The following is a 15573-nucleotide window of genomic DNA, read 5'->3' on the forward strand; positions in this document are numbered from 1 at the left end:
GTTCCTTAAGAAAAACGCCTCCGCTCCCTCGGGGGAGGGGCGGAGGCGTGATCTGGTGCTGCTACTTCTTCTTGTTGCGCTTGTCGGCGTCGGAGACCACGCCGTTGGCGGCTCCAGCCGTAACCGGCTGGCGGGGGCTCTTGACCGCGGTCGCGGCCTTGCCGCCGTGGGAGGCGAGCCGGCGGGCGATCGCCTGGTAGCGCGGCTCGCGCTCCTTCAGCGTGACCAGCAGCGGCGTCGCGACGCACAGCGAGGAGTAGGTGCCGACGATCATGCCGACGAACAGGGCCAGCGACAGGTCCTTGAGCGTGCCGGCGCCGAACAGCGTGGTGCCGATGAACAGGATCGCCGCCACCGGCAGGATCGCCACCAGAGTGGTGTTCAGCGACCGGATCAGCGTGTGGTTCAGCGCGTTGTTGGCCGCCTGCGTGTAGGTCGTCTTGGAGGTCGTGCCGAGCTTGGCGGTGACCTCCTTGATCATGTCGAACACGACGACGGCGTCGTACAGCGAGTATCCGAGGATCGTCAGGAAGCCCAGCAGGGTCGCCGGAGTGACCTCGAAGCCGGACCACGCGTAGACGCCCGCGGTGATCACCAGGTCGTGCAGCAGCGCCACGATGGCGCCCAGCGCCATCTTCCACTCGAAGGCGACCGTGAGGTACAGGATGATCGCCAGCATGAAGACGATGAGGCCGATGATGGCCTTGTCGGCCACCTGACCGCCCCAGGAGGCGCCGATCACCTGAAGGTTGACCTGGTTCTGCGGCACGCCGAACTTGCTGGCGAGCGCCTTCTGAACCGTGGTCACCTCCTCGGGCGGCATGCTCTCGGTGGTGACCTGCCAGCCGTTGTTCGTCGTCTGCACGATGACCTGGTGAGGGCCGGCGTCACTGACGGTGCTTCGCACCTGCTCGATGTTGGCGGTCGGGGCCTTGAAGGAGAAGACCGATCCGCCCTTGAACTCCACGCCCAGGTTCAGGCCGTGCAGGACCAGGCCGGCGATGGAGATCACCAGAAGGGCGGCGGAGAGGCCGTACCAGAGCTTCTTGCGCCCGACGAAGTCGACATCGATCTCACCTCGGTACAGCCGGCGCGCGATGCCGGACATCAGGCCTCCTGCGGAACGGTCGTGGAGCCGGTGGGGCTCTGGCTCATACGCTCGGCGTCGAGACCGGAGAGCTTGTGGCCCTTGGCGAAGAACTTCCTCTTGGCGAGCAGGGCCACGAACGGCTTGGTGAACATGAACACCACGGCGATGTCGATGAGCGTGGTCAGGCCCATCGCGAACGCGAATCCGGCCACACCGCCGACCGCCAGGAAGTAGAGCACCACGGCGGCGATGAACATGACGGCGTCCGCGATCAGGATCGTCCGCCGGGCGCGGACCCAGGCGACCTCGACGGCCGTCCGCAGCGAACGGCGGCCCTCCTTCATCTCGTCACGGATGCGTTCGAAGTAGACGATGAACGAGTCCGCGGTGATACCGATCGAGACGATCAGACCGATGATGTGCGACAGCGACAGGCGGAAGCCCGCGAACTCGCTGAGGAGCACCACGGCCTCGTAGGTCAGGACCGTGGCGACCACGAGGCTCAGCACCGAGACGATGCCCAGCCCCCGGTAGTAGAGCATCGAGTAGATGAGCACCAGGGCGAGGCCGATCGCACCGGCGATCAGGCCGCCGCGGAGCTGGTCGGCGCCCAGGGTGGAGGAGACCTCGTTAATGGAGCTCTTCTCGAACTTCAGCGGCAGCGCGCCGAACTTGAGCTGGCTGGCCAGCTCGTCGGCCGTCACCTGGGTGAAGTTTCCGGAGATCTGCGCCCGGCCGCCGGGGATGGGCTCCTGGATGACCGGCGCGGAGATCACCACGCCGTCCAGGACCATGGCGACCTGGTTGCGCGGCGCCTGCGAGTTGAAGGCGGTGGTGGTGACCTTCGACCACTGGTCGGGGCCCTGGCCCTTGAAGGAGAGCTGGACGAGCCACTCTCCGGTGGTCGGGTCCACGCCGGAGTTCGCGGTGTCGATCGAGCTGCCGGTCACGGCCGCCTTGTCGAGCACGTATTTGGCGCTGCCGTCCTGGCTGCAGGCGACGAACTGCTTGGCGGGGTCGTCCTGGGCACCCTGCCCCTTGTGCTTGGCGCAGTCGAGCGTCTGGAACTGCTTGAGCACCGCCGGGTCGATACCGGTGGTGTCCACGCCCGCCATCGGGTCGTCGGCCGGGGCCGTCGGAGCGGTGCTCTGGCTCGGCTTGGCGGACGGGGTCGCGTCCTTGCCCGTGGTGTTCTTGCCCGCACCGTTCTGGTCGGCCTTCTTGCCCGGCCGGTCCGAGGGAGCGGGCGTGGCACCCGGGCTCGGGTTGGTGAGCGCGGAGGAGAGACCGCGACCGGCGGGCGAGGCGGTCGGGCTCGACGTGGCCGACTGTGACGGCCGGGGAGCCTTGGAGGTCTGCTTACCGGTGGCCGTGGGAGAGGCCGACGGCGTCGGCGCCTCGGTGGGCAGCTGGCCAGGAGGCGGGGGCGACCCGGCCGCGACCGCCAGCACCTGGCGGAATCGCAGCTCCGCAGTGGTGCCGACCAGCTTGACGACTTCTTCCTGGCCTACGCCGGGGACGGAGATGACGATGTTGTCACCGGACTTGGCGACCTCGGCGTCGGAGATTCCGCTGCCGTTCACCCGGTTTCGGATGATGCCAACCGCCAGGTTGAGGCTCTCATCGGTGGGAGCGCTGCCGTTCGGCGTGATGGGCCGCAGCGTCACTGTCGTGCCGCCGGCGAGGTCGAGGCCATATTCCGGGGTGAATGCCCTGTTCAGGAACATAACACCGCCCATGGCGAGAATAATCACCAGAAGCACCAGGAGCATACGCCCCGGTCTGTTCTGGCCGCTGATCGGTCGGGCCACTGGTCGTCAGTTCTTTCGGCTATAGGGGTGGTCGGTGAGCCTGGTCATCACTTCTTCGACGAATCCTGGTCCTCACCGTACGGCTGGACGCTCTCCACCACATTGTCGTCCACAACATCGGTGGACTTGACATCGTCGCCCTCGGCGTCGTCGACCGGGGTCAGCACCCGGCCGATCGCGGCCTTGATCCAACGGGTCTCGACACCGGGCGCGATCTCCAGGATCACGTCGTCGGCATCGATCGCCACCACGGTCGCGAAAAGGCCGGTCGTGGTCATGATGCGGGTCCCCGGGGCCAGGGAGTTCTGCATCTGGGCCTGCTCCTGCTGCCGCTTGCGCTGAGGCCGGATGAGCAGGAAGTAGAACACCACGACCATCAGGGCGATCATGATAAGGCTCGAATAGTTGCCGCCCATGGGGCCGCTCCTTACGCTTTGGAATGACCGGCCTGGCGCCGGACGTCGTATACGGCACGCCGCTCAGCACGTCAGCCTACACAGCCAGCCAGGCCACGGAGTTTAGGCGAGCTGTTAGGAACGCGGCAACGAAGTCACGAACTGGCGCGCGGGGAAGTTCCCATTTCGATATCGTTGTCACCGATCTGTGATCAACTCTGTACGGTTTCCCTACCAAGAACCAACGTCAGGCATGGCCCGGATCATCCTCAAGATCGACGATCATCGAGGCGCCGAACGCGTCCGGCGGCGGCGTCAGCCCCAGATGGACCCAGGCGGCGGCCGTCGCGACCCGGCCCCGGGGCGTGCGCGCCAGCAGACCCTGGCGGACCAGGAACGGCTCCGCGACCACCTCGACCGTCTCCGGCTCCTCCCCCACCGCGACGGCCAGCGTGGACAACCCCACCGGACCGCCCCCGAACTTGCGCAGCAGCGCCCCGAGCACGGCCCGGTCAAGCCGGTCCAGTCCCTCGGCGTCCACCTCGTAGAGGTTGAGGGCCGCCGAGGCGACGTCCTTGGTGACCACCCCGTCGGCCCGCACCTCGGCGAAGTCACGGACTCGGCGCAGCAGCCGGTTGGCGATGCGGGGCGTGCCCCGCGACCGCACGGCGATCTCGTGCGCCGCGTCGCCGGGAAGCTCCAGGCCGAGCAGCCGCGAGGAACGCCGGAGCACCTGCTCGAGCTCGGCCACGTCGTAGAAGTCCATGTGCGCGACGAAGCCGAACCGGTCGCGGAGCGGAGCGGGCAGCAGCCCGGCCCGGGTGGTGGCCCCGACCAGGGTGAACGGTGCGACCTCCAGCGGGATCGCGGTCGCCCCCGGCCCCTTGCCCACCACGATGTCGACGCGGAAGTCCTCCATCGCGAGATAGAGCATCTCCTCCGCGGGACGGGCCATCCGGTGGATCTCGTCGATGAAGAGGACCTCTCCCTCCGAGATGGTCGACAGGATCGCCGCCAGGTCGCCCGCCCGCTCCAGCGCGGGGCCGGAGGTGATCCGGAGCGGAACGGACAGCTCCGTCGCGATGATCATGGAGAGGGTCGTCTTGCCGAGACCGGGCCCGCCGCTCATCAGCACGTGGTCCGGTGGCCGGTTGCGCCGCAGCGCGCTCTGCAGGACCAGCGACAGCTGCTCGCGCACGCGCGCCTGGCCGATGAACTCCTCCAGCCGCTTGGGGCGCAGCGCCGCCTCGATCAGCCGCTCGTCACCCTCGACCTCGGGTGACACCAGATCACGCTCGGAGCTCACGCCGGTCCACCCTCACTCGTGCCGCCACGGTCGTCCCGGCTCCACGCGCCCGCGCGGGCGGCTTCCTTCTCGTCGTGCATGTCCGGGAGCTCGTCGTGTATGTCCAGCCGCACCGCGGAGTGCCCCCTCATCGGACGCTCAGCGCGCCCAGCGCGGCCTTGAGCAACGTCGCCACCTGCGGAGTGCGGCCCTGTGCCACCTCGGCGTCGGCCTGGGGGGTGACGACGGCGACGGCCTCGTCGGCGTCCCTGGCCGAGTAGCCGAGCCCCACCAGGCCGGAGTGGACCTGGTCCCGCCAGGCGGGCACGGCCGCGCCGCCGTTGAGGGCGGCGTTGACGGCCTGATCGGGCGTGCCGAGCTTGTCCTTGAGATCGACGATGATCCGCTGGGCCCCCTTGGGCCCGACCCCGGGAACCCTGGTCAACGCCTTCACATCGGCGCTCGCCACGGCCATCCGGAGCGCGTTGGGGGTGTGGACGGCCAGCATCGCCAGAGCGACCTTGGGGCCGACCCCGTTGGCCGTCTGCAGCATCTCGAAGACGCCGCGCTCGTCGTCGCCGGCGAAGCCGAACAGCGTCAGCGACTCCTCCCTGACCACGAGCGAGGTGGCCAGCCGGGCCTCCTCACCGACCCGGAGCGTCGCCAGCGTGCCCGGCGTGCAGTGGACCAGCATGCCCACCCCGCCGACCTCGACCACCGCACCGTCGGGCGCGATCGCGGCCACCCGTCCCCGCACCGAGGCGATCACTATGGAGTTCCCTTCGAATATCCGGCCCGGCCCCGCCCCCGGAAATAGGCGGCGGCGGTCGTTCCCTGCCCGGTCCTGGTCTTGGCCAGCGCCTCGGCCAGCCGGTTCTGCGCTCCGCCGCGCCACACGTGGCAGATCGCCAGCGCCAGCGCGTCGGCGGCGTCGGCGGGCTTGGGCATGGCGTCCAGCCGGAGCAGCCGGGTCACCATGGTCCCCACCTGCTGCTTGTCGGCCGTGCCGCTGCCGGTGATCGCGGCCTTGACCTCGGAGGGCGTGTGCAACGCCACCGGCAGCCCCCGGCGGGACGCGCACAGGATCGCCACGGCGGACGCCTGCGCGGTGCCCATCACGGTCCTGAGGTTGTGCTGGGCGAAGACCCGCTCCACGGCCACCGCGTCGGGCTCGACCTCGTCGAGCCACTGCTCGATGCCCTCCTCGATCGCCACCAGCCTGGTCCCGATCTCGTCGTCGGCTAGGGTCCGGACGACCCCGACCTTGACGAGGCTCAGCGGCGCTCCGGGCCGCCCTTCGACCGCCCCGAGCCCGCACCGGGTCAGCCCCGGATCGACCCCCATCACCCGCAGCTCGGGCAATCGCACCGACACGCCTCCGCTCGCCGAACACCTGTTCGGTGCCCGACTCTACCGCGTGGGAGCACCTCACGCACGGCTGCCCGCACCACCGCTCGGAAGATGGTCGAGCACGTACGGCCCGGCCCGGAAGACGGCGTCGAGATGCCGGCGCCGGCCGTGGCGGGAGACCCCCGGGATGACCGGCGGATCGACCTCCTCAGGTGCCGGGCGGCCGGCCCCGAGGAACTGCCCGGCCGGGGGACGGCGCTCCCTACAGGTGCTGGGCGGCCAGACCGCCGGTCGGCACGGACCCGCCGAGCAGCAGGATCAGCCAGGCGGTGAAGAGCCGTTCGATCTGCTCGATCTGCTCGATGAAACCGTGCAGCACGCCGTTGTACCCGTGGGTGCGCTCGGCGGCCCTGATGGTGCATGCGGTCACGAAGACCGCGATGAAGCCGTCGGCCTTCTCGGAGTGTCCTTGAGGGAGCAGAGCGCACAGGCGGCTCGGATCCCCCCAGACGGCGGAACACCCGCCTCCGGTGCCGGAGACGGGTGTTCCGCAAGGGGCCTACACGTCGAGCTTCTCCAGAACCTCGTCGGAGACGTCGAAGTTGGCCCAGACGTTCTGGACGTCGTCGCTGTCCTCCAGGGCGTCGATCAGCCTGAAGACCTTGCGCGCGCCGTCCTCGTCGAGGGGGACGTTCATCGTCGGCAGGAAGCTGGACTCCGCCGAGTCGTAGTCGATCCCGGCGTCCTGCAGGGCCTTGCGGACCGGGACGAGGTCGGTGGCCTCGGCGACGACCTCGAACTGGTCACCCAGGTCGTTGACCTCCTCGGCACCCGCGTCGAGGACCGCGGTCAGCACGTCGTCCTCTCCCAGCTCACCCTTGGGGACGAGCACGACGCCCTTGCGGTTGAACATGTAGGAGACCGAGCCGGGATCGGCCAGGGAGCCGCCGTTGCGGGTCAGGGCGACCCGGACCTCGGAGGCCGCGCGGTTGCGGTTGTCGGTCAGGCACTCGATGAGCACCGCGACGCCGCCGGGGGCGTAGCCCTCGTACATGATGGTCTGCCAGTCGGCGCCACCGGCCTCCAGGCCACCGCCGCGCTTGCGGGCGCGCTCGATGTTGTCGATCGGAACCGAACTCTTGCGCGCCTTGGTGATGGCGTCGTACAGCGTCGGATTGCCGTCCGGGTCGGGGCCGCCGGTCCGGGCCGCGACCTCGATGTTCTTGATGAGCTTGGCGAACAGCTTGCCTCGCTTGGAGTCAAGCGCGGCCTTCTTGTGCTTCGTCGTCGCCCATTTGGAGTGGCCGGACATCGCCTAGAGCTCCCTCACCATCTCAACGAAGTATGAATGCACACCGACATCCCCGGTAAGTTCCGGGTGGAAGGACGTGGCGAGCAGCGGTCCCTGACGGACCGCGACGATCCTATCCTCAGCTTCGGCCCGGGCCAGCACTTCGACCCCGGGCCCGACGGATTCCACCCACGGCGCACGGATGAACACCGCACGCAACGCGCCGCGGCCGGCGAAGTCGATGTCGGCCTCGAAGGATGCGACCTGCCGGCCGAAGGCGTTGCGGCGGACCACCATGTCGATGCCCCCGATCGTCTGCTGACCGTCGACACCGGCCTCGATCCGGTCGGCCAGCATGATCATGCCCGCGCAGGACCCATAGGCGGGCATGCCGTTCTTGATCCTCAGACGGAGCGGCTCAAGCAGGTCGAAGGTCTCGGCGAGCTTCCACATGGTGGTGGACTCCCCGCCGGGGATGACCAGGCCGTCGACCGCCTCCAGCTCGCCGGGTCGCCGTACGGCAACCGCCTTGGCGCCCGCCACCTCCAGGGAGCGCAGGTGCTCACGCACGTCTCCCTGCAGGGCGAACACACCGATTGTCGGGGCGATGCTCACCAGTGGTCCTTTCAAGATGCTCGAAATGCTCTCTCAGCGTATGGCCACTGGGCTCGCCGCCCAAACCGGGTCAGGCGACGACGGGGGCGCCGTGCGAGGTGTGGTCGGCGTCGACCCGCTCCAGGCTCCTCACGTGGTGGCGCCTGCCGTACAGGACGGCCATTCCCGCCAGGCAGCAGGACGCGCCGAGAAAGTACGGCACCGCGGGGGCGATCTCCTCTGATCTTTCGGATCACGCCTCGGCACAGATCGTTGTGAGTGACCATCGGCCACTGTATGGCTGAGCGGTAGCAGAGATGGCGCGGCTCTCCCGAAAGGCCGTGGGTAGGATCGTCCATCGTCATGCTCAGCTCATCAGGGTCAGCCTGGCTAAGTGGTAGCCCGGAGAGAGGGCGACGCCCCGAAGGACGCCGCCCCGAGGCGGTCAGGGGCGCTTGGTCTCCCAGTCCACCGTCTCCTGGATCCGCTGGTCCGCCGTCGGCTCCGGCGTCCGGGCGGCCGAGGGGTCGAGCGGCCGCAGGTAGGTCTGCTGGACGCCGGGGACCCGGTCCTCGATCACGAAGGTCGCCTTGGTGTGCGCCGCCGCACCGGCCTGGGTGACCTGCGGCAGGACCTTGAAGTCCGCGGTGAGCTGCTCGCGCTCGATCCGCGTGACAACGTAGCCGCGCTGGTTGTTGTAGAACTTCAGATGCGGGTTGATGGTCAGGAACGGGTGGGTCGCGGGATCGGAGTCACGGCCGTCGCCGCCGGTGGTGATGGAGGAGGCGACCAGCTCCGAGCCGACCGTGCGCGTGGTCGGGTCGTCGTAGTCGAGCTTGAGGTCACTGGCCCAGTGGGCGTGCACGTCGCCGGTGAGCACCACGGGGTTGCGCACCTCGGCGTCGACCCAGCCCTGGGTGATCCGCTGCCGCGAGGCGACGTAGCCGTCCCAGGCGTCCTGGCTGGTGATCTTGGCGGGTCCGGCGTTGTTGTCACGCTGGGCGAAGAAGACCTGCTGGCCGATGATGTCCCACTGCGCTCGCGACTGGCGGAAGCCGTCCAGCAGCCAGCGCTCCTGCGCGTCACCGGTGATCGAACGCGCGGGGTCGACGGCCTCCGGGCAGTCGCGGTAGCCGTCGCCGCAGCCCTGGTCGTTGCGGTACTGCCGGGTGTCGAGCATGTGGAAGGTGGCGAGCCTGCCCCATCGGACCCGCCGGTAGAGCTGCATGTCGATGCCCCGGGGGATGGACCCGCGGCGCAGGGGCATGTTCTCGTAGTACGCGCGGAAGGCCGCCTCCCGCCGGGCGAGGAAGTTCGGCTGGGGAACCTCCGGCTTCTCCGGCACCTCGTCGGCCCAGTTGTTGTCCACCTCGTGGTCGTCCCAGACGACCAGCCAGGGCGCGGCGGCGTGCGCGGCCTGCAGGTCGGGGTCGGCCTTGTACTGGGCGTGCCGCTGCCGGTAGTTGGCGAGCGTCTCGGTCTCGGGACCCTCGTGGTCACGGACGTTTCCGCCGGGGATGGTGTAGGTGTCCTTGGTGTACTCGTACTGGTAGTCGCCCAGGTGCAGGACCAGGTCGGGGTGCTCCTCGGCCAGGCGCCGGTAGGAGGTGAAGTAACCGTGCTCGTACTGGGCGCAGGAGACGAAGGCCATCGCCAGACCGGAACCGTAGGAGAGCACGTGCGGGGCGGTCCTGGCACGGCCCATCGGCGAGACGTAGGGCCCCACCTTGAAGCGGTACCAGTACTCCCGGTCGGAGGAGAGCCCGTCCAGCTCGACGTGGACGCTGTGGCCCCACTCCGTAGTCGCCATCGCCACGCCCCGCCGTACGACCCGGTGGCCGGCCGCGTCGCCGTAGACCTGCCACTGGACTGGGAAGGGCCGGTCGGGCATGCCGCCCAGGCCGTCCTCGGCGAGCGGCTGGGGCGCCAGCCGGGTCCAGATCACGAAACCGTCGGAGTCGGGGTCGCCCGAGGCGACACCGAGCATGAAGGGGTCGCTCCGCAGGCCGCGGGAGGCCAGGGACGCGGCGCTCTCCGTAGCGGTTCCGGGGTCGGCGAGGGCGGCGGCGGGAACGCTCGCCACCGCTCCCGCCGCGATGCCGGTGACGAGAAAGGAGCGTCGGGTGAGCCGGGACATGGGGGCCTCCCAGGATGATCTGGCACGGACGCCCGTCAGCCTCATGGAGGATCATGACGAGAGGGTGAACTCCCCCTGTCATGGAAAAGGCGGCATCCTTCACGGATGCCGCCTTCCCTGAAATTTCCTACCAGCCGCGCTCCGCCAGGCGGTGCGGGACCGGGATGTCGTCCACGTTGATGCCCACCATGGCCTCGCCCAGACCGCGGGAGACCTTGGCGATGACGTCGGGGTCGTCGAAGAACGTGGTGGCCTTGACGATCGCGGCGGCACGCTGGGCCGGGTTGCCGGCCTTGAAGATGCCCGAGCCGACGAACACGCCCTCGGCGCCGAGCTGCATCATCATGGCGGCGTCGGCCGGGGTGGCGATGCCGCCGGCGGTGAAGAGCACGACGGGCAGCTTGCCGGCCTTGGCGACCTCGGCGACCAGCTCGTACGGCGCCTGCAGCTCCTTGGCCGCGACGAACAGCTCGTCCTCCGGCAGCGAGGACAGGCGCTTGAGCTCACCCCGGATCTTGCGCATGTGGGTGGTGGCGTTGGAGACGTCACCGGTGCCGGCCTCGCCCTTCGAGCGGATCATCGCGGCGCCCTCGGTGATGCGGCGCAGCGCCTCACCCAGGTTGGTCGCCCCGCAGACGAAGGGCACCGTGAACTGCCACTTGTCGATGTGGTTGGCGAAGTCGGCGGGGGTCAGCACCTCGGACTCGTCGATGTAGTCGACGCCGAGCGACTGGAGCACCTGGGCCTCGACGAAGTGGCCGATGCGGGCCTTGGCCATCACGGGGATGGAGACGGCGTTGATGATGCCGTCGATCATGTCGGGGTCGCTCATCCGGGAGACGCCCCCCTGGGCGCGGATGTCCGCGGGGACCCGCTCGAGGGCCATGACGGCGACGGCACCGGCATCCTCGGCGATCTTGGCCTGCTCGGCGTTGACGACGTCCATGATGACGCCGCCCTTGAGCATCTCGGCCATGCCTCGCTTCACCCGGGCGGTTCCGGTGACGGCGGTCTCGGTGACTTCGGGCGTGCTGCTGGACACGGTCTCTACCTCACGACGGCTGATTGCGGATCACGGACCGTCCGCGGGGACGGCACCACATCTCCATGGTAGGCGCTGATCCACCCGTTCCCTTACACGCCATCATGTCCTGATCCGGCGGCCCTGCTGGACAACATGGCCACCCCGGCGTGAACGGGGCGGGCGATCAGGGGATGACGGGCTTGCGGGAGGCCAGGACGACCCACACCTGTCCGGGGGCGAAGTTCATCGGATCCCCCGCCTCGGTGGTGAAGACGGTGCCGTCCTTCTCCGTCTCACGTGACCACTTGGCCTTGAACGCCTGGCCGTCGCGGAGCACGATCGCACTGCCCTCGCCGGTGGTGTGCACCAGGGGTGTGTAGCTCTGGTTCAGGTCGTGGAACTCCGAGCGCTCGGTCTTGGTGTACTGCACGACGATGGTGGGCGCGCCGAGCTGGCCGCCCTCGGCGGCCATGTCCTTCTTGCCGTCCTGCCAGATCAGCCACTTTTGGGCGGGCTCCGACCAGGCGAAGGTGAAACGGGCCGCCGGGTACTTCACGCTGAACGCCTTCTTGGGCACGCCTCCCTCGGGGGCGTCCCCGAAGGTGAGACCGATGTCCTTGGCCTTGGTCGCCTTGGGCGCCTTGGCCAGCAGTTCTTTGGTGTCGGCGAACAGGTTGTAGGGCGCGTAGCGGCCGGGCTGGCGGAAGTAGGCGCCCGGAGCCCTGCTGTCGGAGACGTCGACCAGTGACGACTGCGCGATGATGGGAAGCATCTTGGTCTGCGCGCCCGAGTAGGCGAAGGCGGGCCTGCCGAACTGCGGCACGATGTGCATGTCGGAGATCCGGGCGCTGCGGACCGGGCCGATCTTGGGCGGGAGCTTCGAGGAGAAGATCGCCATGAGGCGTGTCAGGCCCGCCTCGACCTGTTCGACGTAGACGATGTCGGCACTCTTGAGGCCGAGCTGCGGCTTGCCGGCCGAGGTGTTCTCGATCTTCGCCGCGAGCACGGGTCTGCGGGCGGAGCCGGGCAGGCCCGTGAAGGGATGGGTCGGCTCCTGCGTGGGGACCGGAGTCGGCGCCGAGGCATCGGCGGCCTGCGGGTTCTTCCCCGGCGCGGGCTCGTTGGAGGAGCAGGCCGCGACCGGCGCGAGAACCGCCGCTCCCACCAGCGTAACGGCGATCATCCGGGGCACCCGCACGGCTCATCTCCTCAAATCGGCCTTGAAACGCCCACGAGCTTACCGGTGTCCGACTTATCGGATACCACGCTTCGGATACCCCTCGCCCGCCTGCCGGGCAGCCCGCTCCGTGCGGCCCTATTCGATGGCGAGGGCTTCCGGAGGCGCGTCGTCGATCTCGAAGAAGTCCGGATACTCCGTGTACCCGGCCAGCCGTAACGTGCGGGCCAGCCAGCGGCGCTGGGCGGCCCGGGTCACCCCGACCGCGTTGTTGTAGAAACGGCGCGAGTAGAGCACCTTGGCCACCGCGGTGCCGAGCTCCTCCAGCAGTTCCGGACCGGCCGGGGTGGCGGCCAGCCGGTCGCTGAAGCGCTCCTGGTCGACCACGGCCCGGAGCGTGCGCGACAGGTCGCTCTCGGCGTGCTCGCGCTCGTCGGGCCCCGCCGTACGGGCCTCGTGAGCGGCCGAGGCCAGCACCAGGCTGGTCGCCGGATCCAGGATCCGGGAGGCCGCCAGCTCCAGGCAGACGGCGGTCCGCCGCACCAGGGCGGCGTCCATGGACTCGCGGGCCAGTTCCAGCCGGATGTGGAGCCGGTCCAGCCGGCCCGCCCGCCAGGAGATGTAGACGGCGGTGAGCAGCACGAGCGCGCCCACCACCAGGATCAGCGTGGTGGTCACGGCGTGTCGTCCTCCTCGACTCCGGCTGTGCTCGCCACGGTCTCGTAGACGCGCAGGACGTCGCGGGCGACCGTGGACCAGTCGTACTTCAGGACGGCGTCACGCGCCTCCCTCGACAGTTCGGCCCGGAGCTCGGGGTCGTCGAGCAGCACGGCGGCCTCACGGGCGAGTGACTCCGCGTTGCCGGTCTCGAACAGTGCCCCGGCCTGACCGTCGTTGAGGACCTTCCGGAAGGCCGGGATGTCGCTGGCCAGGATCGCGGCACCGGCCGACATCGCCTCGGTGAGCACGATGCCGAAGCTCTCCCCGCCCAGGTTGGGCGCGCAGAACACGTCCACCGTGTGGTAGGCGCGGACCTTGTCCTCCTCGCTGACCATGCCCAGCAGGTCGATCCGGTCGTGGAAGCGGGCCGGCACCCTCTCCAGCACCTCCTTCTCGTCGCCGGGTCCGGCGAGGAGAAGGCGGAGCCCGGGACGCTCGGCCGCCAGCAGGGTGAACGCCTCCAGCAGGACCGGCAGGCCCTTGCGGGGCTCGTCCATCCGGCCGAGAAAGCCGATCACCTCTCCGTGCTCCCAGCCGGGCAGCGGCTCGGCCTCGCTGTAGCGGCTGACCGTCACCCCGTTGGGGATGAGCACGGCGTCCCCCCCGATGAACTCGACCAGGGTCTTCCTCGCCGCGTCCGACACCGCGATCCGAGCGCTGATCTTCTCCAGCGCGCTCGTGATCACAGGCGAGGCGACCGAGAACGCGCGGGAACGGCCGTAGGAGGCGTGGAAGGTGGCCACGATCGGCCCCCTGGCCACCCAGCAGGCGAGCAGGCCCACCGAGGGGATGAACGGTTCGTGCACGTGCAGCACGTCGAAACGGCCCTCACGCACCCAGCGGCGCACCCGGTTGGCCGACAGGAACCCGAACGACATCCTGGCCACCGACCCGTTGAAGGGGACGGGGACGGCGCGGCCGACAGAGGTCACGTAGGCGGGCAGCGCCGCGTCGTCGCCCGCCGGCGCGATCACCTGGACCTGGTGGCCGTCCTCGATCAGGGCTTCGGCGAGGTCGCGGATGTGCACCTGCACGCCACCCGGCACGTCCCACATGTAGGGACAGACGATGCCGATCCTCATTGCTCCCTCACCGCTCCCCGCCCACTCCGCGCGGAGCCGGGCTCGTCGTGCTCCCGGCCCGGCCGAGCCTTCTCAGTCACGTGGCTCCAGGTCCTCAAGCCAGAGTCGCTGGAGCATGTGCCAGTCCTGGGGGTGCTCGGAGATGCCCTTCTCGAAGACGGTTGCCAGGCTCTGCATGACGGCGGCCACCTTCTCCTTCCGGGTGCCCTCCGCGGGCACCACGATCTCGTCGTGGAAGTGGACCACCCAGTCGTCCCCTTTGAAGGAGAGGATCGCCGGGATCAGGGCCGCTCCGGTGTGCACCGCCAGCAGGCCGGGCCCGGCGGGCATGCGCGTGGCCGAACCGAAGAACTGCACCTCGACGCCCTTGGCGGTCAGATCGCGTTCGGCGGGCAGGGCGACCGGGCGGCCGGCCCGCAGTCGCTGCGCCAGGGTCCCGAAGGTGTGGCTCTCTCCGCCGGTGAGCGGGAGCACCTCCATGCCCAGCCCCTCGCGGAAGGCGGTGTAGCGGTGGAACAGCGACTCGGGCCTGAGCCGCTCGGCGACGGTGGTGAACGGGTGCCCCTTGGCGACGAACCAGGCACCCGCCTGGTCCCAGTTGCCCATGTGCGGCAGGGCGAGGACCACACCGCGGCCCCTGGCGAGGTTGTCGTAGACCTGCGCGTCCCCGATGGCGTTCGTGCGGGAGAGGAGCTGCTCGGCGGACATGGAGGGCAGCCGGAACACCTCGTGGAAGTAGCGGAAGTAGGAGCGCATGCCCTCGCGGCTCAGCTCCCTGATCACCGGATCGTCCGGCGAGGCGCCCTTGACCCGCGCGAGGTTGGCCTCCAGCCGGAGCACCGACCCGCCGCGGCGCTTCCAGAGCCGGTCGGCGACCGCGCGGAAGGCCCAGGCGGTGAGGCGTTCGGGAAGTCGGGGGACGATCGCCCAGCCCGCGCCGAACCCGGCCGCGACGAGACGATCTTGAAGGGACGGCTTGTCGGTCATCGCTCTCCCGGTCAGCGGAGGGTCTGGGGCGGGACGGAGACGGCCTGGCGGCGGACGTGCAGCAGGCGCTGGGCGACGGTGACCGCGCTGGCCACGGCGAGCAGCCAGAGCCCCGCGGCCAGGATGTACGGCACGCCGAGGCCGGCGAGACCGGCTGCGACCAGGCCGACGACCAGGCGCTCGGGGCGCTCGGCGAGGCCCGTGTCGCATGTCATTCCCAGACCTTCGGCCCTGGCCTTGACGTAGGACACCAGGGCACCGGCGACGAGGCAGAACAGTGCCACCCCGGCCAGCACCGGTTGACCGCTCACGGTGAGCCAGATCGCCAGCCCCGAGAAGATCCCGGCGTCGCCCACCCGGTCGAGGGTGGAGTCGAGGAAGGCTCCCCAGACACTTCCCGGACCGGTCATCCTGGCCATCACCCCGTCGAGGAGGTCGGCGAGAACGAAAAACGTGATCACCACCGTGCCGGGGAACAGGTCTCCTCGGGGATAGAAGAAGAGAGCCGCGGCGACGGTGCCGAGCGTGCCGACCGTGGTGACCACGTTGGGGCTGACCCCCCGGCGGGCAAGTGCCCTGCCCAGGGGGGTCAGAGCTCGGGTGACGGCGGGGCGCAGAAGTTTCAGCATC

Annotated in this window: 18 protein-coding genes; all 18 read right to left on the reverse strand. The window is 69.5% G+C overall.

Annotated features, from left to right (window positions below; translation table 11 throughout):
- Nucleotides 1-61: 61 nt before the first annotated feature.
- Nucleotides 62-1108 (reverse strand): protein translocase subunit SecF, encoded by a 1047-nt coding sequence (secF, locus tag FHR32_RS32575; protein ID WP_184758342.1) that lies wholly within the window; start codon nucleotides 1106-1108, stop codon nucleotides 62-64.
- Entirely contained in the window at nucleotides 1108-2829 is a 1722-nt protein-coding gene (gene secD, locus FHR32_RS32580; RefSeq protein ID WP_246468074.1) for a protein translocase subunit SecD, read from the reverse strand. Before secD ends, secF begins: the two co-directional genes overlap by 1 nt.
- 119 nt (nucleotides 2830-2948) lie before the next feature.
- Nucleotides 2949-3317: a preprotein translocase subunit YajC gene (yajC, locus tag FHR32_RS32585; protein WP_184758344.1), complete on the reverse strand. Its 369-nt coding sequence runs from the start codon at nucleotides 3315-3317 to the stop codon at nucleotides 2949-2951.
- A 226-nt stretch (nucleotides 3318-3543) separates the two neighbouring features.
- Nucleotides 3544-4602: a Holliday junction branch migration DNA helicase RuvB gene (gene ruvB, locus FHR32_RS32590; RefSeq protein WP_184758345.1), complete on the reverse strand. Its 1059-nt coding sequence runs from the start codon at nucleotides 4600-4602 to the stop codon at nucleotides 3544-3546.
- A complete protein-coding gene (locus FHR32_RS46235; protein ID WP_281391109.1) occupies nucleotides 4599-4733 on the reverse strand; it encodes a hypothetical protein in 135 nt (44 codons plus the stop codon). The genes ruvB and FHR32_RS46235 overlap by 4 nt, the downstream gene beginning before the upstream one ends.
- Nucleotides 4730-5350 (reverse strand): Holliday junction branch migration protein RuvA, encoded by a 621-nt coding sequence (ruvA, locus tag FHR32_RS32595; RefSeq protein WP_184758346.1) that lies wholly within the window; start codon nucleotides 5348-5350, stop codon nucleotides 4730-4732. The genes FHR32_RS46235 and ruvA overlap by 4 nt, the downstream gene beginning before the upstream one ends.
- Complete coding sequence (gene ruvC, locus FHR32_RS32600) at nucleotides 5350-5934, reverse strand: crossover junction endodeoxyribonuclease RuvC (RefSeq protein WP_184758662.1); 585 nt, start codon at nucleotides 5932-5934, stop codon at nucleotides 5350-5352. Before ruvC ends, ruvA begins: the two co-directional genes overlap by 1 nt.
- Nucleotides 5935-6193: 259 nt before the next feature.
- On the reverse strand, nucleotides 6194-6361 hold the full coding sequence (locus FHR32_RS32605; RefSeq protein ID WP_246468075.1) for a hypothetical protein: 168 nt from the start codon (nucleotides 6359-6361) through the stop codon (nucleotides 6194-6196).
- A 129-nt stretch (nucleotides 6362-6490) separates the two neighbouring features.
- On the reverse strand, nucleotides 6491-7243 hold the full coding sequence (locus FHR32_RS32610; RefSeq protein ID WP_184758347.1) for a YebC/PmpR family DNA-binding transcriptional regulator: 753 nt from the start codon (nucleotides 7241-7243) through the stop codon (nucleotides 6491-6493).
- 3 nt (nucleotides 7244-7246) lie between these two features.
- Nucleotides 7247-7837, reverse strand: coding sequence for a pyridoxal 5'-phosphate synthase glutaminase subunit PdxT (pdxT, locus tag FHR32_RS32615; RefSeq protein ID WP_184758348.1), 591 nt, complete (start codon nucleotides 7835-7837; stop codon nucleotides 7247-7249).
- A gap of 70 nt (nucleotides 7838-7907) precedes the next feature.
- Nucleotides 7908-8039, reverse strand: coding sequence for a hypothetical protein (locus tag FHR32_RS46240; protein ID WP_281391110.1), 132 nt, complete (start codon nucleotides 8037-8039; stop codon nucleotides 7908-7910).
- A gap of 222 nt (nucleotides 8040-8261) precedes the next feature.
- Entirely contained in the window at nucleotides 8262-9953 is a 1692-nt protein-coding gene (locus tag FHR32_RS32620; RefSeq protein WP_184758349.1) for an alkaline phosphatase D family protein, read from the reverse strand.
- A 127-nt stretch (nucleotides 9954-10080) separates the two neighbouring features.
- Nucleotides 10081-10995 (reverse strand): pyridoxal 5'-phosphate synthase lyase subunit PdxS, encoded by a 915-nt coding sequence (gene pdxS, locus FHR32_RS32625; protein ID WP_184758350.1) that lies wholly within the window; start codon nucleotides 10993-10995, stop codon nucleotides 10081-10083.
- A gap of 166 nt (nucleotides 10996-11161) precedes the next feature.
- Nucleotides 11162-12175 carry a DUF3048 domain-containing protein gene (locus FHR32_RS32630; protein WP_312882806.1) on the reverse strand — a complete coding sequence of 338 codons (1014 nt, stop codon included), beginning with the start codon at nucleotides 12173-12175 and terminating at the stop codon, nucleotides 11162-11164.
- A gap of 117 nt (nucleotides 12176-12292) precedes the next feature.
- Nucleotides 12293-12832 (reverse strand): LemA family protein, encoded by a 540-nt coding sequence (locus tag FHR32_RS32635; protein ID WP_184758351.1) that lies wholly within the window; start codon nucleotides 12830-12832, stop codon nucleotides 12293-12295.
- Complete coding sequence (locus FHR32_RS32640; RefSeq protein ID WP_184758352.1) at nucleotides 12829-13956, reverse strand: glycosyltransferase family 4 protein; 1128 nt, start codon at nucleotides 13954-13956, stop codon at nucleotides 12829-12831. Before FHR32_RS32640 ends, FHR32_RS32635 begins: the two co-directional genes overlap by 4 nt.
- 72 nt (nucleotides 13957-14028) lie before the next feature.
- Nucleotides 14029-14943, reverse strand: a complete 915-nt coding sequence (locus FHR32_RS32645; protein ID WP_184758353.1) for a phosphatidylinositol mannoside acyltransferase — start codon at nucleotides 14941-14943, stop codon at nucleotides 14029-14031.
- Between the two features lie 11 nt (nucleotides 14944-14954).
- On the reverse strand, nucleotides 14955-15572 hold the full coding sequence (pgsA, locus tag FHR32_RS32650) for a phosphatidylinositol phosphate synthase (protein ID WP_184758354.1): 618 nt from the start codon (nucleotides 15570-15572) through the stop codon (nucleotides 14955-14957).
- Nucleotide 15573 lies beyond the last annotated feature (1 nt).

The organism is Streptosporangium album (assembly GCF_014203795.1).
In the GTDB taxonomy this organism is placed as follows: domain Bacteria; phylum Actinomycetota; class Actinomycetes; order Streptosporangiales; family Streptosporangiaceae; genus Streptosporangium; species Streptosporangium album.

Coding starts and splice junctions, on each gene's coding strand:
- FHR32_RS32640 (WP_184758352.1), bottom strand. CDS start 13,956: ATGAGGATCGGCATCGTCTGTCCCTACATGTGGGACGTGCCGGGTGGC.
- FHR32_RS32645 (WP_184758353.1), bottom strand. CDS start 14,943: ATGACCGACAAGCCGTCCCTTCAAGATCGTCTCGTCGCGGCCGGGTTC.
- yajC (WP_184758344.1), bottom strand. CDS start 3,317: ATGGGCGGCAACTATTCGAGCCTTATCATGATCGCCCTGATGGTCGTG.
- FHR32_RS32620 (WP_184758349.1), bottom strand. CDS start 9,953: ATGTCCCGGCTCACCCGACGCTCCTTTCTCGTCACCGGCATCGCGGCG.
- pgsA (WP_184758354.1), bottom strand. CDS start 15,572: ATGCTGAAACTTCTGCGCCCCGCCGTCACCCGAGCTCTGACCCCCCTG.
- secD (WP_246468074.1), bottom strand. CDS start 2,829: ATGGGCGGTGTTATGTTCCTGAACAGGGCATTCACCCCGGAATATGGC.
- FHR32_RS46235 (WP_281391109.1), bottom strand. CDS start 4,733: ATGAGGGGGCACTCCGCGGTGCGGCTGGACATACACGACGAGCTCCCG.
- FHR32_RS32610 (WP_184758347.1), bottom strand. CDS start 7,243: ATGTCCGGCCACTCCAAATGGGCGACGACGAAGCACAAGAAGGCCGCG.
- secF (WP_184758342.1), bottom strand. CDS start 1,108: ATGTCCGGCATCGCGCGCCGGCTGTACCGAGGTGAGATCGATGTCGAC.